Annotated in this window: 27 protein-coding genes; 23 read left to right on the top strand and 4 right to left on the bottom strand. The window is 43.0% G+C overall.

The window, feature by feature from the left end; all coding sequences use genetic code 11:
* The 3 genes from ICN30_RS11805 to ICN30_RS10825 form a co-directional block, all read right to left on the bottom strand.
* Positions 1-61, bottom strand: a 61-nt coding sequence (locus ICN30_RS11805) for a transposase (RefSeq protein ID WP_370623727.1), incomplete at its 3' end; no start/stop codon positions are given.
* A 1,100-nt stretch (positions 62-1,161) separates the two neighbouring features.
* Positions 1,162-2,142, bottom strand: coding sequence for a tripartite tricarboxylate transporter substrate binding protein (locus ICN30_RS10830; RefSeq protein WP_216275633.1), 981 nt, complete (start codon positions 2,140-2,142; stop codon positions 1,162-1,164).
* Positions 2,143-2,164: 22 nt separating this feature from the next.
* The gene (locus ICN30_RS10825; RefSeq protein WP_216275630.1) at positions 2,165-3,622 is read right to left on the bottom strand and encodes a sulfatase-like hydrolase/transferase; all 1,458 of its coding nucleotides are present in this window, start codon (positions 3,620-3,622) and stop codon (positions 2,165-2,167) included.
* Between the two features lie 106 nt (positions 3,623-3,728).
* On the opposite strand from ICN30_RS10825, the gene ICN30_RS10820 reads away from it, so the two are divergent.
* The 21 genes from ICN30_RS10820 (at position 3,729) to ICN30_RS10720 (ending at position 20,887) form a co-directional block, all read left to right on the top strand.
* Positions 3,729-4,523 carry a GntR family transcriptional regulator gene (locus tag ICN30_RS10820; RefSeq protein ID WP_216275628.1) on the top strand — a complete coding sequence of 265 codons (795 nt, stop codon included), beginning with the start codon at positions 3,729-3,731 and terminating at the stop codon, positions 4,521-4,523.
* A 290-nt stretch (positions 4,524-4,813) separates the two neighbouring features.
* Complete coding sequence (locus tag ICN30_RS10815) at positions 4,814-6,418, top strand: GMC family oxidoreductase (protein WP_281776478.1); 1,605 nt, start codon at positions 4,814-4,816, stop codon at positions 6,416-6,418.
* Complete coding sequence (locus tag ICN30_RS10810) at positions 6,415-6,951, top strand: thiamine pyrophosphate-binding protein (RefSeq protein ID WP_216275624.1); 537 nt, start codon at positions 6,415-6,417, stop codon at positions 6,949-6,951. Before ICN30_RS10815 ends, ICN30_RS10810 begins: the two co-directional genes overlap by 4 nt.
* A 2-nt stretch (positions 6,952-6,953) precedes the next feature.
* Positions 6,954-7,550 carry a thiamine pyrophosphate-dependent enzyme gene (locus tag ICN30_RS10805; RefSeq protein WP_216275622.1) on the top strand — a complete coding sequence of 199 codons (597 nt, stop codon included), beginning with the start codon at positions 6,954-6,956 and terminating at the stop codon, positions 7,548-7,550.
* 37 nt (positions 7,551-7,587) lie between these two features.
* Positions 7,588-8,880: an MFS transporter gene (locus ICN30_RS10800; protein ID WP_216275620.1), complete on the top strand. Its 1,293-nt coding sequence runs from the start codon at positions 7,588-7,590 to the stop codon at positions 8,878-8,880.
* Positions 8,881-8,948: 68 nt separating this feature from the next.
* Positions 8,949-9,347 carry a YidH family protein gene (locus ICN30_RS10795; protein ID WP_216275618.1) on the top strand — a complete coding sequence of 133 codons (399 nt, stop codon included), beginning with the start codon at positions 8,949-8,951 and terminating at the stop codon, positions 9,345-9,347.
* Between the two features lie 3 nt (positions 9,348-9,350).
* Positions 9,351-9,674 (top strand): DUF202 domain-containing protein, encoded by a 324-nt coding sequence (locus ICN30_RS10790; protein WP_216275616.1) that lies wholly within the window; start codon positions 9,351-9,353, stop codon positions 9,672-9,674.
* Between the two features lie 52 nt (positions 9,675-9,726).
* On the top strand, positions 9,727-10,521 hold the full coding sequence (locus tag ICN30_RS10785; protein WP_216275613.1) for a GntR family transcriptional regulator: 795 nt from the start codon (positions 9,727-9,729) through the stop codon (positions 10,519-10,521).
* A gap of 27 nt (positions 10,522-10,548) precedes the next feature.
* On the top strand, positions 10,549-11,520 hold the full coding sequence (locus tag ICN30_RS10780; protein ID WP_216275611.1) for a tripartite tricarboxylate transporter substrate binding protein: 972 nt from the start codon (positions 10,549-10,551) through the stop codon (positions 11,518-11,520).
* A gap of 2 nt (positions 11,521-11,522) precedes the next feature.
* Positions 11,523-12,752, top strand: coding sequence for an aconitase X catalytic domain-containing protein (locus ICN30_RS10775; protein ID WP_216275609.1), 1,230 nt, complete (start codon positions 11,523-11,525; stop codon positions 12,750-12,752).
* Positions 12,749-13,219, top strand: coding sequence for an aconitase X swivel domain-containing protein (locus ICN30_RS10770; protein WP_216275607.1), 471 nt, complete (start codon positions 12,749-12,751; stop codon positions 13,217-13,219). The genes ICN30_RS10775 and ICN30_RS10770 overlap by 4 nt, the downstream gene beginning before the upstream one ends.
* A gap of 51 nt (positions 13,220-13,270) precedes the next feature.
* Positions 13,271-14,020, top strand: coding sequence for an IclR family transcriptional regulator (locus ICN30_RS10765; protein ID WP_216275606.1), 750 nt, complete (start codon positions 13,271-13,273; stop codon positions 14,018-14,020).
* Positions 14,021-14,136: 116 nt separating this feature from the next.
* On the top strand, positions 14,137-14,964 hold the full coding sequence (locus tag ICN30_RS10760) for a cation transporter (RefSeq protein ID WP_216275604.1): 828 nt from the start codon (positions 14,137-14,139) through the stop codon (positions 14,962-14,964).
* Between the two features lie 38 nt (positions 14,965-15,002).
* Positions 15,003-15,437: a DUF2703 domain-containing protein gene (locus tag ICN30_RS10755; protein WP_216275601.1), complete on the top strand. Its 435-nt coding sequence runs from the start codon at positions 15,003-15,005 to the stop codon at positions 15,435-15,437.
* 294 nt (positions 15,438-15,731) lie between these two features.
* Positions 15,732-15,974: a hypothetical protein gene (locus tag ICN30_RS10750; protein ID WP_216275598.1), complete on the top strand. Its 243-nt coding sequence runs from the start codon at positions 15,732-15,734 to the stop codon at positions 15,972-15,974.
* Positions 15,971-16,159 carry a hypothetical protein gene (locus ICN30_RS10745; protein ID WP_216275596.1) on the top strand — a complete coding sequence of 63 codons (189 nt, stop codon included), beginning with the start codon at positions 15,971-15,973 and terminating at the stop codon, positions 16,157-16,159. Before ICN30_RS10750 ends, ICN30_RS10745 begins: the two co-directional genes overlap by 4 nt.
* The gene (locus ICN30_RS10740) at positions 16,143-17,504 is read left to right on the top strand and encodes a hypothetical protein (protein WP_216275594.1); all 1,362 of its coding nucleotides are present in this window, start codon (positions 16,143-16,145) and stop codon (positions 17,502-17,504) included. The genes ICN30_RS10745 and ICN30_RS10740 overlap by 17 nt, the downstream gene beginning before the upstream one ends.
* 204 nt (positions 17,505-17,708) lie before the next feature.
* Positions 17,709-18,404, top strand: a complete 696-nt coding sequence (locus ICN30_RS10735) for an aspartate/glutamate racemase family protein (protein ID WP_216275592.1) — start codon at positions 17,709-17,711, stop codon at positions 18,402-18,404.
* Positions 18,405-18,644: 240 nt separating this feature from the next.
* Positions 18,645-19,583 carry a ketopantoate reductase family protein gene (locus ICN30_RS10730; RefSeq protein ID WP_216275589.1) on the top strand — a complete coding sequence of 313 codons (939 nt, stop codon included), beginning with the start codon at positions 18,645-18,647 and terminating at the stop codon, positions 19,581-19,583.
* 307 nt (positions 19,584-19,890) lie between these two features.
* Positions 19,891-20,559 carry an AzlC family ABC transporter permease gene (locus ICN30_RS10725; RefSeq protein WP_216275587.1) on the top strand — a complete coding sequence of 223 codons (669 nt, stop codon included), beginning with the start codon at positions 19,891-19,893 and terminating at the stop codon, positions 20,557-20,559.
* Positions 20,552-20,887 carry an AzlD domain-containing protein gene (locus ICN30_RS10720; RefSeq protein ID WP_216275585.1) on the top strand — a complete coding sequence of 112 codons (336 nt, stop codon included), beginning with the start codon at positions 20,552-20,554 and terminating at the stop codon, positions 20,885-20,887. The genes ICN30_RS10725 and ICN30_RS10720 overlap by 8 nt, the downstream gene beginning before the upstream one ends.
* Here ICN30_RS10720 and ICN30_RS11800 read toward each other — a convergent pair.
* Positions 20,879-21,748, bottom strand: a complete 870-nt coding sequence (locus tag ICN30_RS11800) for a DMT family transporter (RefSeq protein ID WP_216275583.1) — start codon at positions 21,746-21,748, stop codon at positions 20,879-20,881. The two genes, ICN30_RS10720 and ICN30_RS11800, sit on opposite strands and share 9 nt — an antisense overlap.
* Positions 21,749-22,045: 297 nt before the next feature.
* Here ICN30_RS11800 and ICN30_RS10710 point away from each other — a divergent pair, with 297 nt between their 5' ends.
* Both ICN30_RS10710 and ICN30_RS10705 read left to right on the top strand, forming a co-directional pair.
* Complete coding sequence (locus tag ICN30_RS10710) at positions 22,046-23,065, top strand: TRAP transporter substrate-binding protein (protein ID WP_216275581.1); 1,020 nt, start codon at positions 22,046-22,048, stop codon at positions 23,063-23,065.
* Between the two features lie 180 nt (positions 23,066-23,245).
* Entirely contained in the window at positions 23,246-24,874 is a 1,629-nt protein-coding gene (locus ICN30_RS10705; protein ID WP_370626647.1) for a TRAP transporter large permease subunit, read from the top strand.
* Positions 24,875-24,969 lie beyond the last annotated feature (95 nt).

Here is a 24,969-nt window from a genome sequence, read left to right as displayed (position 1 = left end):
CAACTACCTGTTTGACTGCCTCTAACTTGAACTCTTCAGTAAACCGTCTTCTTGTACTCATGACACACCTCCTAATAGACTAAATATTAGGCTAGAAAGTGTCTATAGAAGTGGTAGCGATTCAGGTTGAGATGACATCAAGCTCACTAATCTGTGGACTAAGCTACAGGTAGTCACACGTTTACAAGGTGACTCTGGGGTAGCCTCGATGATTTAGCCAATTTAATACTTCTGAGGTCAGCTTACCTAATACTCAAATCAATAACTTGTATTACAAGCTAAGCTTCTATGAGGCTGTAAATTGGGATACGCAGTTTCTAAATTCACTTAAGTAACATAAGAAATGACGATCGCACGTTGAAAATCATTTCAAATGTATTGCTATATATTTTCAATTTGAAGCGCAGATAACACGAACGAACGCGAATTCGAGCACAATAAGTTAGTAAATCGTTTAAACGATTTGTTGATTATTTTTTGTGGTGATACACTTTTAACAGTGTGAAATTGCAGTGCTTTATTTGTGTTGTAAACAGCTAATCTAATACTTTCAAAAGTAGCTTCTACATTCACTTCTACACTTAGCTTTAAATGCTTCTAAGCCATATTCTATAAGGCGCAGGTAGGGGTTGCTCTTCTCATAAGAGAGATAACCTCGTTGTATTTTGCTAAGAACCTAGTAAACATAAGGCTCTTAGCGTGGTAAGGGTGGATAAGTTTGCTTACACACCGCTTACACACCGAGGCAAGTTGTAAAGCAGTAGTATTAGCCCAGTTTTATCGGGTTAAAAAGAGCAAGTTTAGGGCCCATAGCTCAGTTGGTTAGAGCAGAGGACTCATGGCGTAAGTTGTGCCATATACGTGGAAACTGTATATGGGATGGTGTCAAATTCGGAGAAAGCTAAAGGTAGAAATATCCAAGCTAACGCCGAGCGAAGCTTAGTAAGAAATTACTTTGAACGTGTAGAGACTAGACGGCACCCACCTAAGTCGAGCAATCGATATGGTGAAGGCATAGTCCAGGGAGTAGTGAAAGCTACACAAACCGGAATCCTTTGGTCCCAGGTTCAAGTCCTGGTGGGCCCACCAGAAATAAAAAGCCACTCTTCGGAGTGGCTTTTTATTTGAGCGTTACTTTAAGTAACGGTTGGGAAAATAGTGCTATTCGCTAAATTTGATTTTTCCAGATTTTGCAATTGATGTGTATCTGGCACGTTCTTCGCCCAAAAATTTATTCAAGTCTGCCCCTGTAAGTCCTACACCGTCTACGCCTGCTTCCTCAAGCTTTTTCTTAATATCAGGTTCAGACAAGACCTTGTTGGTATCTTGAGCAATCTTATTAACAATTGTATTTGGAGTGCCTGCTGGCGCTAGTAGCAACATCCAGTTTGAAAAGCGATAACCTTTCAAACCAGGTATTTCAGCAATTGAAGGAGCATCAGGGAATGCTGGACTACGCTTCATTGTTGTCACCGCCAATAATTTCATATTGCCAGCTTTAATATGTGCGACTGTAGGTGGCAGCCCAACAATAGCCATATTTACTTGATTCCCAAGTACATCATTTACTGCGGGTGCCGCGCCACGATAAGGAATGTGATTTAAAGGTGTATTTGTACCTTCTTGAATTGCTTCCCCTGCAAAGTGCATGCTGCTCCCATTGCCGGGAGTGCCGTAGCTTAACTCTTTCCCACTTTTCTTTGAATTTGCTAATGCCTCTCCTAAATTTGAGCCGGCGATAGATGGGTGGGCAACAACCCCAAGCGGCGTTTCCCCAACTAGCACAACTGGGATTAAATCTTTTTGTGGGTCGTAAGAAGTCTTTTGGCCGGCAATTGGTCCAACCAGTACTTCAGCGGGTGATGCAAGAACTAGAGTTAGCCCATCTGGTTTTGATTTTGCGACATAGTCTGCCCCAATAGACCCACTGGCTCCAGATTTGTTCTCAATGGTTACCGGTTGCCCCCAAATCTCACTAAGGCGCTGGCTAACAGTGCGGCCCACAAAATCAACCCCACCTCCTGCTGGGTATGGAACAATAATTTTGACCATATTGTTTGGGTATGCCTGAGCCTGCGCAAGACTTGGTGCAATCCATGGAAGGCCTAGGAGTATGGTGCTGATAATAAGTTTTTGTAACATGATTGTCTCCTCTAAATTAGCATTACTTAAAGTCAGCCGCTACTCCAGGTGCCGGCGTGAAGCCTAAATCACCTCTAGCTATAACCGCTTCTCTACCGCCATTAGCATCTAAAAGCTCTTTTTGTCTTGCGCGAGCGCGTTTATCTACTTCCATTGGATCTAATAAGTCATGCAAGCGTTTCTTGCACTCTTCTAGTACCGCAGACATCGAGGAATCATTTGCTAGATCATTGATTTCATCTGGGTCAGCTTCGAGGTCAAAGAGTTGGGGGGCATACTTGGAGTAGTGAATGTATTTGTATTTGCCCACGCGGATCATATAGGCTGCTGAGGTTGAGCCCATTCCGTGATATTCACTAATTACTGTTCTTTCTGGGGTGGCACCCTCAGAAAGATCGATGAGTGATACGCCAGGATGATCATCTTGTACTTCATCAAATGATTCGCCTACGATATCCATCACGGTAGGGCATACATCTACGTGGCTAACAGGAGTGTTAATCACTTTGCCTTTTGGAAAGCTAGGACCAGCACAAATCAAAGGTACACCAGCGATTTCGTCATACATAGTTGACTTACCCCATAGACCTCTTGAACCAAGATTATCGCCATGATCACTTGTGTAAATGATGTCTGTAGATCCTTCTAGGCCCATGTCTTGAAGGGTTTTCATGATCTTCCCAAGGTGTTCATCGAAGAAGCTAACAAGGCCAAAGTATCCAGACAATGCTTTATGCACATCCTGCTCTGACTCAAAGTAGTCGTCATAGCAAAAACTATTGCGATAGTCTTCAATGTAAGGATGGTTTGGACGATGCTCCCTTGCATATAACTTTGGCATCGGTAACTTTTGATTGAAGTAACGATAGTAGTGTTCGGGGGGTGCTGTTAAAGGGAAGTGCGGAGCTACAAAGGAAACAAATAACACCCAAGGTTTATCTTGGTGTTTATCAGCGTTTTCGCGTAACCATACTTGTGCGCGAGCGGCAATGTCACGGTCGTACAAAGTGTAGCTTGACTCACCAGGGCCAGCCATTCCAATCATTTTCTTTGCGCCACCACGTTTAGGTAGATCATCACGTACTAAGCCCATTAGGTCGCCCTTGCCATGAAGAATATGCATAGGAATGATCTCTTCTGTAAATCCATGATCTTCTTCGGCTGTATGAAAGTGCAATTTGCCGACAGAGACAACTTTGTGACCTCTATTGCGTATGTGGTGATGCCAAGTTGGAATAGAACCGTCATATGCGTCAGCGTTATCCCAAAAACCGATTTGATGAATATATTTGCCAATCGCGAACGCAGCGCGGGCAGGTACACAAACTGGGCTTGTTGTATATGCAGAAGTAAAGCGTGTTCCGCGAGCGGCTAATGCATCTAGGTTTGGGGTTGAGATCACTGGATGCCCAGCGCAACCCATTACCTTTGGATTGTGCTCGTCGGACATGATGACGATGAGGTTGTTAGGTTTTGGCATTTTTATCTCCGATTCTATTAAAACTATATAGTTATATAGTAACATAGCATAAAATAGCTTGGGATAATAAAAATTTGTATAGAAAGCTAGGGTAAAAGTGGGGTCAATGATTACAGAGCCAGTTTCAGCGAAAGAGATTGGGCGAATGCTTGATAAGTTTTCTCGACCTGGGTTGCCAAAATACACGGCACTACGAGATGCAGTGGTTCATGCTGTAGCTTCTGGAAAATTTGCTCCTGGGGATCGTTTGCCTAATGAGCAAGAATTGGCTGAAGCTCTTCCTATTAGCTTGGGTACTATTCAGCGAGGTTTAAGGCAATTGGTGGATGAAGGGGTGTTGCAACGACGCCATGGCCAAGGTTCATTTATTGCAGGCAGGACAACAAATGATGAAATGTCACATCCATTTCATTGTCGATTTATAGATGATTCTGGTGCAAATTACCTCAAGGTTTATCCCAAAACTACAGGGCGTAAACAGTTAAGCGATAAAGGTTTGTGGTCTGCTGCTTTAAGTGCTGCCAAAGGGGTGGAGATTACTCGCGTTATCTCTATTGGCAAAGAATTTAGTGTTTACAGCTCTTTTGTGGTTGATGCTTTACGTTTGCCAATATTCTCTGAATTATCTTTGCGGGAATTAGATGGTGAGAACTTTAAGGACCTTATATTTAGAGCGTCTGGGCAGTTAATAAAGCGAGTTGATTTATTTTTGCGACAAGCAGAAGCGCCAAAGGATGCGTTAAAAGCTTTAGGTCTATCAGAAGGAGCGCAATGCTTGTGTTTAAAGGCTATTGCTTACCTTACTGAGGGTGATGCTGTGTACTATCAGAATATTTATATACCACCCACCAACCGTGAGCTACATGTCATTGCAGATGCTCGAGCGTCTGGCTTTGAATGAATTCAGTGGTAAAGCTTGGGCGCCCTATCTAAGCTCCCGGAAACAGGTTCAAGCCCTAGTGGGTCCACCAGAAAAGCAATCCCTCATCAGAAATGGTGGGGGTTTGTCTTTTGGGCGTTACTTTAAGTAACGCTTAAAGTAAAAATCAATTGCTAATGTGCGATCCATTTTTGGATTAATTTTCATAATTTTTATCTCAAAAATGAGTGTATTTGTGTAGTCCAGATAAAACCCACCTAAATAGCACCTAACATGCCTCAATACATCTTAATACAGGCATGGGGGCGTTGGTGAATAGTCAGGACGAGTTTGACTACGTAATTGTTGGTGCTGGAACTGCAGGCTGCGTGTTAGCTAATCGACTAAGCGAATCGGGCAAATACAGTGTCTTATTGTTGGAGGCTGGTCCACGTGATTTATCACCATGGATCCATATCCCAATTGGCTATGGCAAGACCATGTTTAATCCAAAGTACAACTGGGGGTTCTACACAGAGCCAGAGAAAGAGCTAAACGGCAGAAGAATCTACCAGCCACGAGGTAAGGTTCTAGGCGGCTCTAGTTCTATCAATGGATTAATTTACATCCGTGGTCAGGCTGAAGATTATGATTTATGGGAGGGATTGGGTAATCAAGGGTGGGGTTGGAAAAATGTTTTACCGCTATTCCGAAAGATTGAAAACAATGAACGTGGATGTGACGAATATCACGGTGGCGGAGGACCTCTAGGTATTTCAAATATTCATGAGCGCCCAGAATTGATGGAAGCCATCATCAAGGCTGGAAATCAAGTTGGACTCCCATCTAACGATGACTTCAACGGCAAGACTCAGGAGGGCATTGGGTACTTCCAGTTATTAACTAAAAATGGTTTTAGGTCTTCGACGGCGGTTAGTTACTTAAACCCAGCCAAGAATAGACCAAACCTGTCTATCCTGACGGAAGCTCAAGTCCAAAAAATCTTATTCAAGAAAACTATGGCGATTGGTGTGCAGTTTAAACATCAGGGCGCCTTGAAAACTGTTCATGCCAATAAAGAAATTATTTTGGCTGCGGGCGCTATTCAATCTCCGCAATTATTGGAATTGTCTGGCATTGGTTCTTCTAAAGTTTTACAACCTCTGGGCATTGATGTCTTTCATGAATTGCCGGGTGTAGGTGAAAACCTGCAAGACCATTTGCAATTCCGTCTTATGTATCGTTGCAAAAAACCAATCACAACCAATGACACATTGCGTTCATGGACAGGCATGATGGGTATGGGTTTGAAGTATATGTTTAACAGAACAGGCCCAATGGCTGTTGGTATTAATCACGTCGGTGCTTTTGCAAAAGTTCTACCAGAATCAAAGACGCCTGATATTCAGTTCCATGTGGCAGCATTAACTGCAGATAAGGTGGCTGATAAGCCACATCCATGGCCCGGATTTACTTTAAGCGTGTGCCAATTGCGACCAGAATCCCGTGGATCTATACATATTCAATCCACAAAGGCTGCTGATGCACCGCTTATTAAGGCCAACTACTTAACTACGGACGGTGATTGGCGTTGCGCAATAGCAGCAGTTAAGTATGCGCAAGAGTTAGCGTATGCGCCAGCGATGAAAGATTACACAGAGTCTTCATACCGCCCAGCCTCTAAGGTGTCAACGGACGAAGAAATTCGTGAATTCTGTCGTGAATACAGCGCGACCATCTTCCATCCAGTAGGTACTTGCAAGATGGGATCGGACGAAATGTCCGTAGTTGACTCAAACCTACGAGTTCATGGCATTGAAAATCTTAGGGTCGCTGATGCATCAATCATGCCTTTGCTGGTATCTGGAAATACCAGTATCCCGTCGACCATGATTGGCGAAAAGGCTGCTCAATTAATTCTTGGAGAAAGTAGATGAACGTAGAGAAGCAAAGTGAAGTCACAGGTGAAAGTATTGCGGACTCTCTTGAGGGTGTGGGTGTTTCGCATATTGTGACTGTTCCAGATTGGGTTCAGCTTCCACTGCACCGTGCTTTTGAAGAGAGGAAGGATCGAGTTCGCACAATTAATTGCTGCACTGAGCACGAGGCATTTATGGTTGCAGGCGGTCTTTATTGCGGTGGCAAGAAATCTGCAATTGTTATCCAAAACCAAGGTCTTTACGCTGGATTGAATGCCTTACGTGGCATTGGCTTGGATGCGAAATTGCCCTTGGTGATGCTCATTGGGCAGTTTGGTCGTGAACAAGAAAACCGTGGGAGCGATACCAAGGGGTCCCGTCGCAGAATAGTTCGGATGTTGGACCCTCTATTGGATTTACTAGAAATCCCTTATTGGTACATCGACAGTAACGAGGACATTGGCAATATTAAAAAAGCGTATGAAACAGCAGAAGCAAAGATGACACCTGTCGCAATAGTATTCAATCGCAATATGCAGTGGAGCAAATAAATATGAAGAGCCAACAAGCCGTAGAGGCTATTGTTCAAAAGAGAAGTAGTGCAGTTATCGTCTCAACAATGACTGCAATTAAGTGGTTAGATACATACGACAAAGATGGACTCAACGTTGCTTGTGTGCCATTGATGGGTGGAGCATCAGCCCTTGGTGTAGGAATTGCTATTGCTCGCCCAGAGCGAAATGTTATTGCATTAGATGGGGACGGTAGCTTATTAATGCAGCTCCCATCACTTGTTATGGCGGCAGATGTGGCTCCACGCAACTTTATTCATGTTGTTTTCAATAACGGCGTTTGGTTTGAGAACTTAGCCAATCTACCAATTCCGGGCGCTACCAATGTGGATTTCCCAACTCTTGCTAAGGGCGCTGGGTATAAGCGTGTCTACAGCTTAGCTACTGTTGAACAGTTACAGAATTCTCTGGATGAAATCCTCAATGGATCAGGGCCTGTTTTCGTTGAATTGATTATCGAGCCGGAAAGTCAGGGTGTGTGGAAGAAGGGCAATGAGCAGCCAGATTTACCGGAGTTTCACTTCACTAGATTAGGTGATGAAGTGCGTCAAGTTAGGGCAAGGTTGTTAGGTAATTAAGTAAGAAGTTTAATTTGTAGTAAAAAAAGGGGGCAAAGTGAGTACAAATCAAAAGACGTTAAATCAAACCGTCATATCCAGTCTGATCGGAGCAACGATTGAATGGTATGACTTCTTTTTATTCGGTGTGATGGCCGGCGTGGTATTGAATAAGTTGTATTTTCCATCCGATGACCCAACAGTTTCGTTGATGTTGTCATACGCTACTTTTGCTGTAGGCTTCGTTACCAGACCGCTTGGGGGCATTGTATTTGGCCACCTAGGTGATAAGGTTGGGCGCAAAAGTGTTTTGGTTGCTACATTGATGATTATGGGTGTCTCAACATTCTTGGTAGGTTGTATACCGACATATCAGGAAATCGGGCTTTGGGCTCCAGCCTTGCTGTTATTAATTCGAGTGCTGCAAGGTATTGGTCTAGGCGGTGAATGGGGTGGTGCTGTATTAATGGCATACGAAACTGCACCAGAAGCAAAGCGTGGTTTTTACACCAGCATTCCGCAAATGGGACTGTCAATTGGCATCCTATTGGCTTCCGGTTCTTTGGCATTACTTTCAGCAAGCATGTCAAATGAGAGCTTTATGGCATGGGGCTGGCGTGTATGCTTCTTGGCATCTTTTGTATTAGTGTTGTTTGGTATGTTTATTCGTACCAGATTGCATGAGACACCTGAGTTTGCCCAAGTTAAAGAAACTCATAAAGAAGCTAAGTTGCCGATTGTTGAAATGTTCAAAGGTAATACCTCAAACGTATTGTTGGGGTTAGGTGCTCGTCACGTTGATGGCGTTTTCTTCAACATTTTCTCGGTTTTCTCAATTAGCTATTTGGTATCGACAATTGGTATATCAAGAGGAGACGCCTTATCTGCAGTGATGGTTGGTGCAGCAGTATTAACAATCTGTATTCCAATTGCTGGACACCTGTCTGACAAAATTTCCCGTGCAAAGCTATATGCATTCGGGACGTTTATTACAACAGCAAGCGTGTTCCCAGCGTTTTATGCACTCAAGCACTCTGCTGGCAACCCAACATTGATGTGGATTGCAATCATTGTTCCTTATGGAATTTTGTATTCACTTGTGTATGGCAACGTGGCAGCCCTTCAATGCGATTTGTTCACGGCAAAAGTGCGTTACACAGGCATTTCATTCGTGTATCAGATGACAAGCGTTGTTGCAGGCATGACTGCTTTGATTGCTACAGCATTAGTGAAGATGAATGATGGTGACCCATGGCTTGTATGCTGGTATGTTGTTGGATCAGGAACTTTATCCGCCCTGTGTGCTTGGGGTATTGCGAAGCGTAATGCAAATAAATATGCGCTAGCATAAAAATGTGCAAGCCGTAGTTGTGGCAAGGGTGGATACTATCTACTCTTGCCATTTTTTTTGAGATAAGTATGAACAGCCCAGATAATTCTGTAAGAAATAAGACAACAAACCCCAAAGAACCTAAGTGGCGACTTGAGGGAGAGGACCCTGATTATCGATTTTCGCTGGCCAATGAACGAACATTTTTGGCTTGGATGAGAACTGCATTGGCTATATTGGCGGCGGGCGTTTTGCTTGACCAGTTCTCTGTAAAACTGGGCTCACAAGTATTTGTGGTTCTAGTATCAGCGGGTCTATGTTTGGTGGCCGCAATACTTTCGGTGCTCTCATATATCAAATGGAGAGACTATGAAGTAGCCATGCGACATAAACGAGCGCTGCCCATGTCAAAGGCGATCATCTTTTTAGTGGGTGTAGTTTTGCTGCTAGGAATTTTATTAACTGCACTCATCCTTATTCCGCATTAATTTATGAGTCGAGCCTATGATCCGGGTTTGCAGCCTGAAAGGACTGCGCTTGCTTGGACTCGCACAGCGGTAGTTCTATTGTTAGATTCGCTATTGATGTTGCGGATTGGCCTCCATGATGGGTCAGTTGCTGTTATAGCAATTTCGCTTTCGCTATTCGCCGCCTGTCTCTTTACCTTTGGGTTTGCCAAATTCAGGGAGTCAAAGTTGACTAGAGGAATTCATTCGCTGGTACCCCCCGCTTTTGTTATGCGTTTTGTGGCATTTGTAACGGTGCTGGCATCGCTAACGGCGTTTTTTGCGCTTCTAACCCCGTATTTTTCGTAATTTTAGCGATTTCTAATACAACTTAGTTGTTTATAATACAATCTAATACAAGATGAAATCCAAAGTAAAAACACCTCCATTGGGAAAGACTGGGTTAGATGGCGCTAGCCCGGACCCCTTGTATCAGCAATTAGCCGACAGACTGGTACAGGCTATTACTAATGGCACGTTGGTGGCCGGCCAACAAGTTCCCTCCGAGTCTGAGTTAACTGAGACTTACGGCATTAGTCGGGTAACGGTACGTCAAGCACTTCAGCTGCTGGTGAAGTCTGGGCAGTTGGTTGCAAAAAGAGGTAAGGGTACGTTCGTTGCAAGAACAACATTGCAACAAGATCTTTCGAGTTTGCAGGGGTTCCATGAAGCACTTAAATCTCAAGGCGTGGAGCCCCAAACTGAGTTATTGAATTTTGATGCAACAGGTGGATTGAGCTCTAAGCAGTTGCCAGAGGGTGCAGACCTTCCGCTTCTGTTAAGGCGTAAGTATTCCGTTGATGGAGAAGCGTTTGCAGTTGTTGAGGCCTTTCTACCTAGTAAGGCGGCTGAAATAGGTAAGAAGCTGGCAGAGAAAATGGTGGTGTATGACATCCTTCAAAAATATTTAGGCGTGAGGATTGGTAAGGCCGATGTGGCGATCGAGTGCTCACATCCAACCCCGCAAATTGCAAAAGAACTCAAGTTATCAAAAAACGGTCACGTACTGTTAATGCGTCGTACCTCTTATTCCACTAGTGGTGAGATTTGCGAACACATGAGAATTTCTATTGTTCCCGACCGATACACATTCAATATGAGTGTTTCGGGTCCTATGCAGTTAGCAAGAGCAGTTGTTCCTAGCTTAAGTACGTAGCTTAATGAAAGGTTCGGTGTATTGAAGATGAATAGACGATTTACTTTGAAATTCCTATCTAGCCTCGTAGCTGGTGGGATTGTTTCGCCCATGCATGTATTTGGGCAGAGCGCTTACCCAAATAAAGCAATCAAAATGATTGTGCCTTTTCCTGCTGGTGGACCCACAGATATTGTGGCAAGGCCATTGGCTAAATTAATGGGCGACCAACTTGGGCAACAAGTCTTTATAGATAACAAAGGCGGCGCTGGAGGATCGGTTGGTGTCGTGGCAGTAGCTTCTAGTCCTCCAGACGGGTACACCTTACTGATGGGAACGGTTGGTACAAGCGCAATCAATCCACATCTGTATAAATCATTGGCCTACGATCCAATCAATAGCTTGACTCCGATTGCAACAGTGGCTAGTGCGCCAGTAGCCGTAGTGGTTAACCCATCATCAGGCATTACATCATTAGCAGACTTAATAGCCAAAGCTAAAGCCAACCCTGACCAATATACGTATGGCACAGCGGGCAACGGAGCACCGGGACATTTAACGGGAGCCATGTTTTGCGCAGCTACCGATATTAAGCTAAGACATATTGCCTATAAAGGCAGCGCACCTGCTGTTACTGATTTGTTAGGCGGTCAGATAGATATTATGTTCGACCCATTACAGTCGGTTTTACCTCATATTAAGTCAGGCAAGTTAAGAGTATTGGGTGTGACAAGTGCAAGCAGGACAAAAGTTTTGCCGGATGTACCAACAGTTAGCGAGCTTGTTCCAAACTTTACGATGACTGCGTGGTGGGCTGTTTATGGTCCGGCGGGGATGCCTAAGGACGTGGTTGCTAAATTGAAAGCCGCGATTAGCAAATCAATTGCATCACCAGAGTTTGATGCCAATTTGTCAGCCTTAGGGGTTCAGCCCTTAGAAACGCCATTGGCTGATTTACAGAAAAAAGAACTCGCTAAGTGGGGCGCAGCAGTGCGCTCTGCTGGCATAACCATGGAGTAATGATGAGACTAAATGACGAAGAAAAGGCAATGCTTGCTGGTGAGGCTGGATTTGTAGCTAAAACAGCAATTGAACATCAAATTAAAGTAGGTAAGTTTTTTGGTGCTGAAGATTTTGTACCTGTAACACAAGCCCACATCATGGCTGATACCGAGAGCTTAGGTCAGGCAGGTGTAATGTGGCTTGAAAAATTGGCTGATGCTAACGAAGGCGGTGTTCGTATTCCAACGATTACTGACCCACGTGGCACCGACTTTAAGCATTCAACTTTATTGGGTCAGGCAGACTGGATGGTTGAGCTTGAGCATAGAGCCATAGACGCGTTTGTTCGTTTAGGCGTCAGCATGACCGATACCTGTATTAATTACCAAACAGTTGTAGCGGCCACTAGAGGTGAGCACGTTGCATTTGGGGATACAGGTGTTGTGATTTACTCCAACTCGATTGGTGGTGCTCGTTCAAACTTTGAAGGCGGACCTTCTGCTTTATCAGCGGGCATCACTGGCCGCACTCCAAGATATGGATATCACCTTGACCGCCATAGACAAGCAACCAAAAGAATTCTTGTGAACTGGACCCCGAAGACCTTGGATGATTGGGGTTCGTTGGGTGGCGTGGTTGGTAAATTGTGCGGCAATTACTGGGAAGTTCCTGTTTTAGAGGGGCTGGAGGGCGCACCAACTTCTGATGAGTTAAAGCACTTTGGCGCAGCTATGGCTAGCTTTGGTTCAACAGCTTTATTCCATTTAGTAGGCATTACTCCAGAGGCTTATAGCCTTGCTGCAGTTGGTGGCGACAAACTGGAAGTGGCACACAAGATCACTAATGAAGAGATTGCAGCATTGAAGCGTGGATATGCTGTTGATACGAGCGTGGATGTGGTGGTTTTCTCTGCGCCACAACTTAGTATTTTTGAGTTAAGGGATATTGCAGCACTGTGTGAAGGTAAATCTCTTAAGAAGCCACTTTTAGCTGTGACTAGCCCTCAAGTGAAGCCAGATTGTGATCGTTTTGGGTATACCGAAAAGATTGAGAAAGCAGGTGGAACTGTGTTGTCTGGCATGTGCTTCTATCAATCCTATGCACGTGAAATGAGTGTGGCAAAGGGTTGGAAGAGGCTGGCAACTAATAGCGCCAAGTTAGTGAATATTTTAGGTGGTTATGGTTATGTGCCAATGATTGCCTCAATGGAAGCATGCGTAAAAGCAGCGGAAACTGGAGAATTGAAATGAGCACAGCATATAAATCACGCCATGCAATGGGTAATAAGGTAATCGGTCAGGCATTAGTGGCGCACGATGGCTTTTCTGCTAGGTACGACTTAGAGCGTCTTAAGGGCGTCTTCTCTAGACCATCTCACAAACTTGTTGGACAGTCTTACGTTGACAAGATTTTGGTGTTAGATACCGCTAAGGGTGGTGTGGCTACAGCATGGATGCTGCATGAAATGCGCTCAAGGAATATGTGCCCATCTGCAATAGTATTCAATACCGTGAATACTATTTTGGCCCAAGGTGCAGCATTAGGTGATGTAACGATGTTGGCGGGATTTGATACTGACATCACCTCGAAAATTCCTCATGGCGCTATGGTTGAGGTTGACCCAGAAGCGCATACGATTCGAGTATTGGAGCCTGGTGAATATGCTGAATCAGCATCTTTAGCTGGCGACTTGAAAAAGGTGCATGGACCTAGTTGATTGGTTGGTGGCGATATAGATTCACAAAACGATATAAATGAGAGTGCTCGCTTGTTAAGAACAATGCGAGTGATTGAGTGCGTTAGTGAATCCATCCTTCCCGTTTCTGTTGCGCAGTTATCTCAGCGAACTGATATACCCAAGGCAACGCTAGCCAGAATTATTGGCCCATTAATCAGCTCGGGTTACTTGGCGCTACTGCCTGGTGGGAAGAGTTTAGTGCCGGGCCCTAAGTCTGCACAAATGGCTCTGAGAATTTTAGGCAATGGCCAATTCAGAAGAGAGTGTCAAAATGTTCTTCGGGAGGCGGTTCACCATCTTGGAGAAACTTGTAATCTGACTGCGCGAGATGGCGATTGCGTAATGTATATTGAGCGCATTGAAACCATCGAGCCATTGCGCATGCATTTGGAGCCGGGCACACGAGCTCCTTTACACTGCACTGCTGGTGGAAAAATGTTCCTTTCTCAAATGGGGCGTGATGAGCTGGAAAGATTTATGTCAACTCTTACGCTAAAGAAATGTACAAATGCCACGATTATTAGTCCAAAAGAGTTGTCCTTGGAACTTGCTAGACTCAATAAGTTGGGTATTGGTTTGGACAATGAGGAGTTCATAGCTGGAATGGTTGGGGTAGCCGTTCCAATTCGTATAAAGCGAAGCGAACAGCCAGTTGCAGCTTTGGTTTGTCACGCAGCCTCGGCAAGACTTCCTTTGATTGAGTTGCAAAAGAAAATTCCAGTATTAGAGGCTTATGCAAAGAAGATTGAGGGCTTGCTGGGATCTAGGCCTACTACATAAATTAGTTAACAATCACGGAATCCTTTGGTCCCAGGTTCAAGTCCTGGTGGGCCCACCAGAAATGAAAATGCCAACCTTCGGGTTGGTATTTTTTTGTTCAGCTAAAGTATCAATATATGCCAAACCATAAAACCGATGTGATCACTGAAACCACCTTCTTAGTTCCGGCTATGGATTGTCCATCTGAAGAACAGATGATTCGCATGGCCTTGAGTTCATTAATAACTCATTCAATGAGTTTTGATATTCCCAATCGGAAAGTGGTGATTTGTCACTCTGAGGATCCCAGTGAAGTGCTGGCTAAATTAATCCCATTAAATTTTGGGGCGGTTATACAGAGCAATAAAGCTATAGACCAATCGATACTAGTCTCGGCCGTTTCCGATCCCGCCGAGCAAAGCAAAGAACGCCAAGTCTTAATTTGGCTATTAGTGCTCAACGGTGCCATGTTCTTTCTCGAGATCATTATGGGTTGGCTGGCTCAATCAGCTGGATTAATGGCTGATGCCCTAGATATGTTTGCCGATGCGGCTGTATATGGCGTTGCTTTATATGCTGTTGGCAAAGTGGCATCTCATAAACTGAAGGCCGCAAAGCTGGCTGGTGTTGTTGAATTATTTTTAGCGGCTGGTGCTCTTTGGCGAGCTAGCTATCAAATCTATGTTGGAGCACAGCCTGAAGCCAATACGATGATTTGGATTTCAGTATTAGCTTTAGCGGTCAATGTGACCTGCTTATTTTTAATATCTAAACGCAAGAATGATGGGGTTCATATGCGAGCAAGCTACATCTTTTCTGCCAATGATGTCTTGGCTAATTTAGGTGTGATTATTGCTGGTGTATTAGTCGCTTGGTTCAGTAGCCCAATTCCAGATTGGATTATTGGACTTCTCATTGGCTTCTTGGTACTTAGTGGGGCTATCCGAATATTAAGGTTGAGGTAAAGGCACCTAGTGTTGAATATTTCTGAAGGGATGTTGATATGAAAATCATGCCAATAGTTTGGTATCGACTTGTAAAAGCAGGCGAGACTTGTGTTCGTTGCGGGGAAACCCATCAAGAGCTTGAAAAGGCGGTAGTCAAATTGAAATCTTCACTCCTGCCATTGGGTGTTGAGGTCACATTTGAGACTAAAGAGTTAACCGAAGAAGAATTCAAAATCAATCCATCAAAATCAAACGAAGTATGGATTGCCGACAAGCCAGTAGAAGAGTGGCTGGGTGCCCAAGTTGGTATGACCCCTTGCTCTTCGGTTTGCACGGGGTCTAGTTGCCGCACGCTTGAAGTTGACGGAAATACCCATGAAACTATCCCTGAAGAATTATTCGTAAAGGCGGGCTTGAAGGCGGCAAGCGAATTGCTAACTTCTGAGTCTAGCTTTGCCTCTAAATCTTGCTGTGGCGGTTCTTGTAATTAATTTAAGCGGTCCATTGGAAGTATTGGGTTTTAAGTTTTCAACCGTTACTTAAAGTAACGCTCACCCCCCCAATTAATCCCCACAAACCCCCCCAATAATCCCCACTCTTAGCCACAAGTTCTTTTGGCTAAATTGCCCCCAGTATTTCATCCAATTAGGTTGTCCTAGCTTGGCTCTGCAAGCTATTAACAAACTCGATTTGAATTGATTGTTTATCCGAAAAGTAGGTCAAAACGCCTATCGTACGTATATAGGTTATCGATATTGATAGCCCCACATATACGGGAGAAGCAAATGAATCAAAGCAATCTTGCAGTTAAAGAAATCATCTCTTTTGACACTTTAAAAACGTCAGCATATGCCAGTGCCAAGATTAATCTTGGTGATGAATTGGATATGGACGACTTGGGAGCGTTATTTGCTGTAAATGACTATTTTCAGCAAAGACTAGGGTATTCAGTATTTTCTAGTATCGAGATTGCAGCCATTGGTGATGCACTGGAAAAGCACGGAATTATGTATGCGGAGGTTCAGTGAGTATTTGCATAGATCAAGCGTTACTTCAAGTAACGCTGCGAGTACCAAGAGATCTCCATGAGACTCCAAGAATCGCCGCTAATCAGCCAGTGCACTTTGGGCATATTGATCAGGCGATTCGCCCAATACCGGTTGTCCTAAGCCACCATCAGAAACTAAAGTTACTATATGCCGCAATTCGTTGAAACTACCCATGAACTGCTGCCTAGAGAGCTAGTGATCTATCGCCGCGAGCGTAGTGGCATTTGGCAATGTCGCTATAAGGTTGCTGGAGTCTGGCAAAGAGCTTCTACCAAACAGCGCAAGTTAGAGTTAGCTAAAGATCGAGCCAAAGAGATCTTTTTTGAAGCAGAAATTCGTAATCGTTCTAATTTACCAGTAGTTACTCGCCGCTTTAAAGATATCGCCAAGCTAGCTGTTGAGCGTATGGAGCAGGAATTGTCTGCTGGTAAAGGCAAGGTGATTTATAGGGACTACATTCGGGTGATTAAGGATTACATCATTCCATCGCTAGGCAATCGCATGATTACTAATATTGACTACGAAGCCTTAGAGCAATTTGATCGTGATCGTATTGAGCTGATGGGCAAAGAGCCTACCTCGAGTACTCTGCATACCCAAAACGCTGCGATGAATAGGGTGTTTGATGAAGCGGTCATTCGGGGCTTTTTAACTGAAGCTAATCGTCCTAAGCTCGTAGCTAGTAATGGCAAGAAGAGTGATCGTAGACCTGCATTTGAATTGCATGAACTAAAGGCGTTATTGGCTAATTTAGAGCCTTGGATTGATGCTGCCCGTAATCTTGCTAGTCGTGAGCGTAGATTAATCATGCGCGACTATATTGAGATGCTGGTAGATACTGGCGCAAGACCTGGCATTGAGTTGTTAGATATTAAGTGGAAGCAGATTCGCTTCATGATGAGTCCTGCATCCACTTTGACAGATCAAGTCGATGAACGGGGTGAGCGTATAGAGGTACACAACTTAAACCGCAGTTGTGAGCTTACTGTTACTGGTAAGACTGGAACCAGGCAGATTATTGGTAGGCAGCCCACTGTAAAGGTGCTAGAGCGCATTGCTAAAAGAAATTATGGGGTAGATAGCTCTTTAACCGATCCGCTTAAAGACTTAATTAATCCCAATAATGAGGATTACGTATTTAGGACTAAAGACAAAAAAGAGGACGTAAGTGAATCCTTTCAAAAGATGTTCATGTGTTTCTTGGAAGATCACAACTTACTAAAGGATCCTAAGACTGAGCAAAAGCGGGTGTTTTATAGTTTGCGCCACACTTACGCTACTTTGGCATTAACGCACGATCGGGTGCCTATTCATACGCTAGCTAAACAAATGGGTACAAGTGTTGTCATGATTGAACGTCACTATAGCCATTTAAAAGTTATCCAGGCTGCAGAGCAATTGCGGGGTGCTGAAACTAGACGCTTAATAGAGGCAGACGCTAAAGTGAGTTCAAGCTATCAAAGTAAAAAGCGGGGAAAGCAGACTGGGCAAGAACTGTTGACTGCTTAGATTGGAGTAAGCGTTACTTTAAATAACGGTAATGAGAAATTTCCCTCTCGTGATCAATGAATTAAGGGATTTAATGCTTGTTTGCCAAAAAAAGGCTATAGGCTAGGAGATTCGTTAGAAACAAAAGCCACTCTTCAGAGTAGCTTTTACTTGATTAATCAAATTACAATTTGTGCCTTAGCAAAACTTTTAAGGAATGAAGGAATGATCAAGATTGGACTCATTGGTGGAATAGGGCCCGAATCTACTGTTTTGTACTACCGTCAAATAATTCATCGAGTGCAGGATCATAAAGGCAAAGAATTTATTCCAAATTTGTCGATTGAATCTTTAAATGCTTTTGAAATTTTTACCTTTTGCAAGGAAAAACGTTTTGATGATCTTGCAAGATATGTAGTGGGTGGAATAAAGAGTCTTGCTGATGGTGGGGCGCAGTATGTGGCGTTAACAGGTAATACGCCAAATGTTGTGCTTGAGGCATTAAAGGCGCAATCCCCATTGCCGCTGATTAGCTCAATTGATGCCACGTTAAGTGTTGCTAAAAAGCAAGGATTAAAAAAAGTTGGATTGTTGGGAACAATTTTCACAATGACCAATACCTTTTTCAAGGCGCCATTTGAACATGCCGGTATTGAGGTTGTCGTTCCGGATGCTCAGCAAGTTGCCTATATTCAAAGCAAAATCGAGGCTGAGTTGGAGCATGGGGTGGTTACCAATAAAACTCGTGATGGTTTTGTGCAAATTATTCGCTCTATGCAAGATAAAGATGGGATTGAGAAAATCATTCTTGGCTGCACAGAATTGCCGCTATTGTTAAATGATGGCAATAGCCCAGTTTCATGCTTGGATTGTGTTGATATCCATGTTGATGCAATTGTTAAGAAAATCTTGAGTAGATAGCACTTCTTAGTTTTATTCATAAGGCTCATACTTTAGCTTCCTATGAGTAGATTCAAGTCATGGCGGGCCCGCCAGAAAAGCAAGCCCTCATCTGCAATGGTCTGGGCTTTGTTTTTTTAAGTATTGCTATAAGCAGCACTTGTTTGATTTGGAATCTAAGGGTAGGATTAACTCAGTCTCCTCCATATAAAAAATATGGTTAACACCCGCCTTCAAGGCGGGTATTTTTTACAGATGAAAATGAGTAACTTTAATAAAATCTATGTTTTGGGTGCAGGCGCCGTAGGCTGTTTTTTTGGCGGCATGCTGTCTCGCGCAAATAAAGACGTAACACTTATTGCAAGACCGGATCGCGCAGAATCAATTGCGCGAGATGGATTGTTTATGGACTGCCAAACTTTTCAAGAGATAGTTCCAATCAAAGCCACTAATGATCTGACGGTTCTGAGGGATGCTGATTTAGTCTTGCTTACTGCAAAGTCGACCGATACCGAAAAAATCATGCGTGAGATTGCTGCGATTGTGCCAAATCATGCTGTGATATTGAGTTTGCAAAATGGTGTATCTAACGTAGATATTGCTTCTTCCATAGTATCGAATCCAGTTTATCCTGCAGTTGTATACGTTGCTTGTGGGATGATGAATCAAAGGGTGGTGAAGCATCACGGTAGGGGGGAACTATTTATTGGGGGTATAAAGGCATTAAATCCAACGGATAACGCACATTTAAATGGTATTTGTACTTTATTTGAAAGTTCCTCCGTTCCTTGTACTGTGGCCAAGGATATAAAAAGGGATATGTGGCTAAAGTTCTTGGTTAATTGCGCTTATAACGGTTTATCTGGCATTGGGCAGATATGCTACGGCGAAATGGTTCGGATTCCTGAGATCACTAGATTAATTGATGGAATTACTAAAGAATTTTTGGCGATTGCCGCCAACACAGGCGTATGTATTGACAGTCATGAGGCTACAGCAGTCAATGAGGCAATTGCAAGAACCATGTCCACACAAAAATCTTCAACTGCCCAAGATTTAGAGCGACGTAAAAAAACAGAAATTGACTATCTCAATGGTTATATCGTTAAGCTTGGTAAGGAATATCGAATGCCAACACCATACAATGAGTCTGTTTATGCTGCAGTCAAGATGTTGGAATCAAGTTTTATAAATCTGTAAAGCTATCAATAGCCTCTTGATTCCAATGGATTATTAGGAAATAACTCATCCTTAGGTCTATCAGTTTGAAATTATGTTTATGACTTTTTTCTTAGTCAGATCTTCTTGAGTATTTCGATTTATCCATTTCATTTGATTGTTGAAATTTTCTCACTCAATATCTGTGATGCTTTAGTCAGGGATCCTTTTATCAAGCCAAGTTAGCGCTGAGCTATTTATTGAGTAATAATGCGCATATTAATTTTTTGAATGGATAGTTATTTTGAAGTTTTTTAAAGACCCTCAATTTATTGAAGGGGGTCGTGCTATGCATGAATTTGCACTTGGATTCATGGCCTGGTCGATCGTCACTAATATCGCATTATTAAGTGCTGGGTTAAATCCCATGCAAACCTTTTGGTTTAATTTCTTGGTTTTTGCTGGATCTGCTCAGTTGGCTGTTATGCCTTTGATTGCTGGAGATTACCCGCTTTGGACTATTTGGTTTACTGCGTTTGTTGTTAATTTGCGTTTTGTCATATTTAGCGCAGCTATTCAGCCTTACTTTAAGAAGTATCCTTTTTGGGGGAGGGTGGGCATTGGGTACTTCAACGGAGACATTCCTTTTGCAAAATTTCTTCAAAAATTTCCTTCGCCATCCAAATCAAGCGCTGATCATGGACAACTTTCATATTTTTTGGGTATGGCCTTATCAAATTGGCTTGTATGGCAAGCAGGTGTCTTGTTGGCAATAGCATTCGGTACATATATACCCAATACTTGGGGTATTGGGTTTGCTGGAGCTCTCGCATTAGTTGCTTTAGTCATACCTGCTATAAAAGATAAAACCTCACTGGTCTCTGCAATAGCTGCTATTTTTACCTGCATCCTCACTGTGAATTTTCCTTATCGACTAACAATCGTTTGTTCGGTGATTGCAGGGGTTGGATCAGCGGTGTTAATGAACGCTAAATTCAAAAAAGTTAGATATGACTGAATTTCAATTGTGGATAGTATTCGTTGGAATGACAATCATTACTTTTGCTACAAGAGACTTTTTCTTATTTTTTGGCTCACGATTCCATATTCCTGATGCCGTTAATGAGGTATTGCGCTATGCCCCAACAGCAGCATTGATTGCTATTGTTCTTCCAGAAATAATATTTATAAAAGACCCAGCATCCCAATTATTTGAGTTGAATTTATTTACTCCAAAAACCTTTTCCGGGTTGGTTGCTGTAGTTTGTTTCTTGTTTACTAAAAGTATGCTTAAGACGATATTCTGGGGTATGGCAGCATTTACTATTTTTAGATTTTTAATTTAATTCTTTGGTGCTTTGAGATTTTGATTGATGATGCCAAATCAACCATAGCCCAGAAAATGCAATGAGTAACATTCCCAATAGCCCCCAGGAATCTGGGTATTGGCCAAAAATTAGAAATCCATAACCAACAGCCCATATCAATTGCAAAAATACCAATGGGGTTAGTTTATAAGGGCGCATGCGGTAAAGCGCGAGTACCACTAGTAGATGCCCGAGTCCCCCAAGAATTCCAATTGCGCCAAATAGGGCGTAATCAAGCGTAGATATGGATGGCAATTCTTTTGCATAAGGTAATAGTGCAGTAGATGTGAAAAAGCCAACTAGACCGCTATAAAAGAATGTGGTGTACGCGGAGTCATTAGTTAATTTTCTTGTATAGATCTGGAAGAGTGCATTGCAAAAAGCCATGAGTATTAATAGCAATGCAGCCATATGAAAAACTTCTGACCCTGGTCTTGCGACCAATAGAATTCCAAAAAATCCCAAACCGGCAATGCCCCATTCTTTCCTGCTGACTTTATCTCCCAATATTGGTCCGGATAATATGGCAACCCATATCGGGGCGGTAAAGGTAATTGATGATGCCTCTGCCAGTGGGAGCCAATTAAGTCCCGCAAAAAATAGTGCAGAAGTAATCATCAGCAAGAACGATCTAAACAATTGCAGTCGTAAGTTATTGGTCCGTCCAAATTTCCTGCCAAGGAACCATATTGCAACCGGGGTAGCAAGTAGCACCTGACCAAAGAATCTTGCCCAGAGCACTGCAATTAGATTGGTTTCCTGGACCAGTATTTTCGCTATAGCATCTACTGTGGAAAAACAGATTCCGCTCAATATGAAGAGGGCAATGGGAGATTTCACAAAAAAGTTTTTTCCAATCCCGAGTATTTTTATCAAGTATTTGTCATAAAAACGTCATTTTTGATGCCATAAACAACGTTTTTTAAAAAATCTCATCTTAAGCCTATGATTTACCTTATCTTTTTTTAAAGGGTAATCCCCAATTAGTTTTTTGATATATATCAAATAATCTCTGTATACAGAATTCAGAACACAGAAATAACAGTATAAGTTGACATAGATCAATACGTGAATTTTTGAGCTTAGTTCTTAAACAGAAGAGAAGTAAGTATCACTAACATAAATAGGGGATTAGCAATGAAGATAAGTCGTCGTCAGCTTTTGAAAACTGCAGCTGCAGGATCAGTGGGTTCAATTCTAGGATTCCCGGCTATCACTGGTTACGCACAGTCAACATACAACTACAAAGTAGCAACTAACGTTCAAGTTGGGCACTCCATTTACAACAGACTTGCTGAGGCGGCTGAATTAATTAAAAAAGACACCGATGGCCGGGTGAATATTCGCGTATTCCCAAATGGTCAATTGGGTTCAGATGTAGATATGTTGGGTCAAGTTCGTTCAGGTGGAATTGAGATGTTTAGTGTTCCTGGCGTGGTGCTTGCAAACTTAACGCCGATTGCCTCCTTAAACAGTGTTGGATTTGCATTCAGTGATTATCCGTCGGTCTGGAAGGCTATGGATGGTCAAATGGGCTTGTACATGAGGGAGCAAATCTCTGCTAAATCTGGGTTATTGGTAGCTGACAAGATTTGGGATAACGGCTTCCGTCAAATTACTTCAATGAAGGAAATTAGTAATCCAGGCGATTTAGCCAATATGAAGATTCGTGTACCAGTTAGCCCAATGCTGCTCTCAATTTTCAAGTCTTTAGGTGCAGCCCCGACCCCAATCAATTTCAATGAATTGTATAGCGCATTGCAGACTAAAGTTGTTGAAGGTCAGGAGAATCCGCTAACTCTTATCAATAACTCTAAATTATATGAAGTGCAGAAGTATTGCGCTATGACTCAACACGTATGGGATGGCTATTGGTTGGTTTCTAATCGACGCTCAATGGATAATCTGCCTGCAAACTTGCGAGAAATCACCATGAAGCACATGAATGCTGCGGCAATGCTTCAGCGCTCTGATAGCGAAAAACTTGCTGTTTCATTGCAAGGTGACTTAGCAGCAAAAGGAATGCAATTTAATAAGCCGCATGCAGCCCCATTCCGTGAGGCATTACGTCAAGCCAAGTTCTACCAAGAGTGGAAGGGTAAGTTTGGTGATGAGGCTTGGTCTAAGTTAGAGAGTGCTGTAGGCAAGTTAGCCTAATCAAATTCTAAAAAATTGGTAAATCTGGCTAAATCAAAACAGCCAGATTTACTCTTCAAAATATCGGATTAAAAAATGAGTTTGTTTGCAAATGAGCGAGTATTTCCAACAAAGGAGTCAAAGACAGGCTTCGGAATATTTCTACATAACATAGATAGAGGTTTAAATGCAGCACTTGAAATGATTGTTTCATTTCTCGTGCTGGTTGAGGTTGCAGTTCTTTTTTCGGGAATCGTTGCCCGCTATGTTTTTCACTCACCACTCATCTGGTCGGATGAATTGGCATCAGTTTTATTTTTGTGGCTGGCGATGCTTGGTTCTGTAGTTGCCTTGAGGCAGGGTGGTCATATGCGGATGACTACGTTTGTGAATAAAGCGAGCCCAGAGACGAAATTATTTTTGGAAACTATTGCAATCACATCAGCCGTTGCATTTATGGCGCTAATACTTCAGCCCAGTCTTCATTTTGCAATTGATGAGGTTGATATGTCTATGCCTGGACTTGATATTTCAGCGGGATGGAGAGCGGCCGCTATGCCCGTAGGAATTGCTTTGATGGCAATAGTGGCTGTCTTAAAACTTCTACTGAGTGCAGCCCATCGTGTAACCCTAATTTCTATTGCGGTAATTGTTGGCATAGCGCTTCCCATCTATATCGCTAGACCATTTCTCTTGGAGTTGGGAAATATTAACTTAGTAATATTTTTTGTGGGCATGATCTCTGCTTGCGTATTTGCAGGCTTGCCAATTGCGTTTGCGTTTGGCTTGGCAACCTTTTCTTATTTAGGGGCAAGCACAGAAACTCCAATGATTGTTGTAATTGGACGCATGGGTGAAGGCATGTCTCACTTAATCTTACTGTCAGTCCCAATGTTTGTCTTTTTGGGTGTTTTGATAGAGGCAACCGGAATGGCAAAGCGACTAATTGCTTTTCTTGCTTCATTACTTGGGCATGTGCGTGGCGGTCTATCTTATGTGCTGATTGGCGCAATGTATTTGATTTCTGGAATTTCTGGTTCTAAAGCTGCTGATATGGCTGCTATTGCCCCTGCACTTTTTCCGGAAATGCGGAGACGGGGTAGCGATCCTGGCGAGTTGGTAGCGCTATTAAGCGCAACCGGTGCCCAGACTGAGACTATTCCGCCTAGCTTGGTCTTGATTACTGTTGGATCTGTAACGGGGGTTTCAATTTCCGCATTATTTACTGGTGGGTTAATGCCTGCAGTCATTGTTGGAGCCATGCTTTGCGGTGTTGTATGGTGGAAAAGTCGTGGCGAATCGATGGAGCATGTTCCAAAGATGAAGGTTGATCAGGTTGTGAAATCATTTTTGGTTGCATTTCCAGCATTAGCCCTTCCATTTGTGATTCGTACTGCTGTTGTTGAGGGTGTTGCGACTGCAACGGAGGTTTCCACTATTGGTATTGTTTATTCATTCATCGTGGGCATCTTTATATATCGTGAATTTAAGTGGAAACGCTTAAAGCCTATGTTGATTGAAACTGCTTCGCTTTCTGGTGCAATTCTTCTTATTATTGGTTGTGCCACTAGTATGGCTTGGGCATTAACCCAGTCTGGTTTTTCCAATACTTTGGCTGAATCAGTAAGCGCTTTACCTGGCGGTAAATTCACGTTTATTGCTGTTTCAATTATTGGTTTCATAATTCTTGGCAGCGTACTGGAGGGTATTCCAGCAATGGTTTTATTTGCTCCACTCATGTTTCCTATTGCGCAGGCTGTTGGTGTAAATGAAGTTCATTACGCCATGATCACCATTCTTGACCTCCTCCCAATAAATTGGACACCCTAAATTAGAAAAAATCGGCGATATTATCCCTAAGGAGGGGTGCGCCATGAAGAGGTCAAAGTTCACAGAAGAGCAGATTGCTTTTGCATTGCATCAAG

It is taken from the genome of Polynucleobacter sp. 31A-FELB (genome assembly GCF_018882405.1).
In the GTDB taxonomy this organism is placed as follows: Bacteria; Pseudomonadota; Gammaproteobacteria; order Burkholderiales; family Burkholderiaceae; genus Polynucleobacter.
This window is presented reverse-complemented; position numbering and strand designations above follow the sequence as displayed.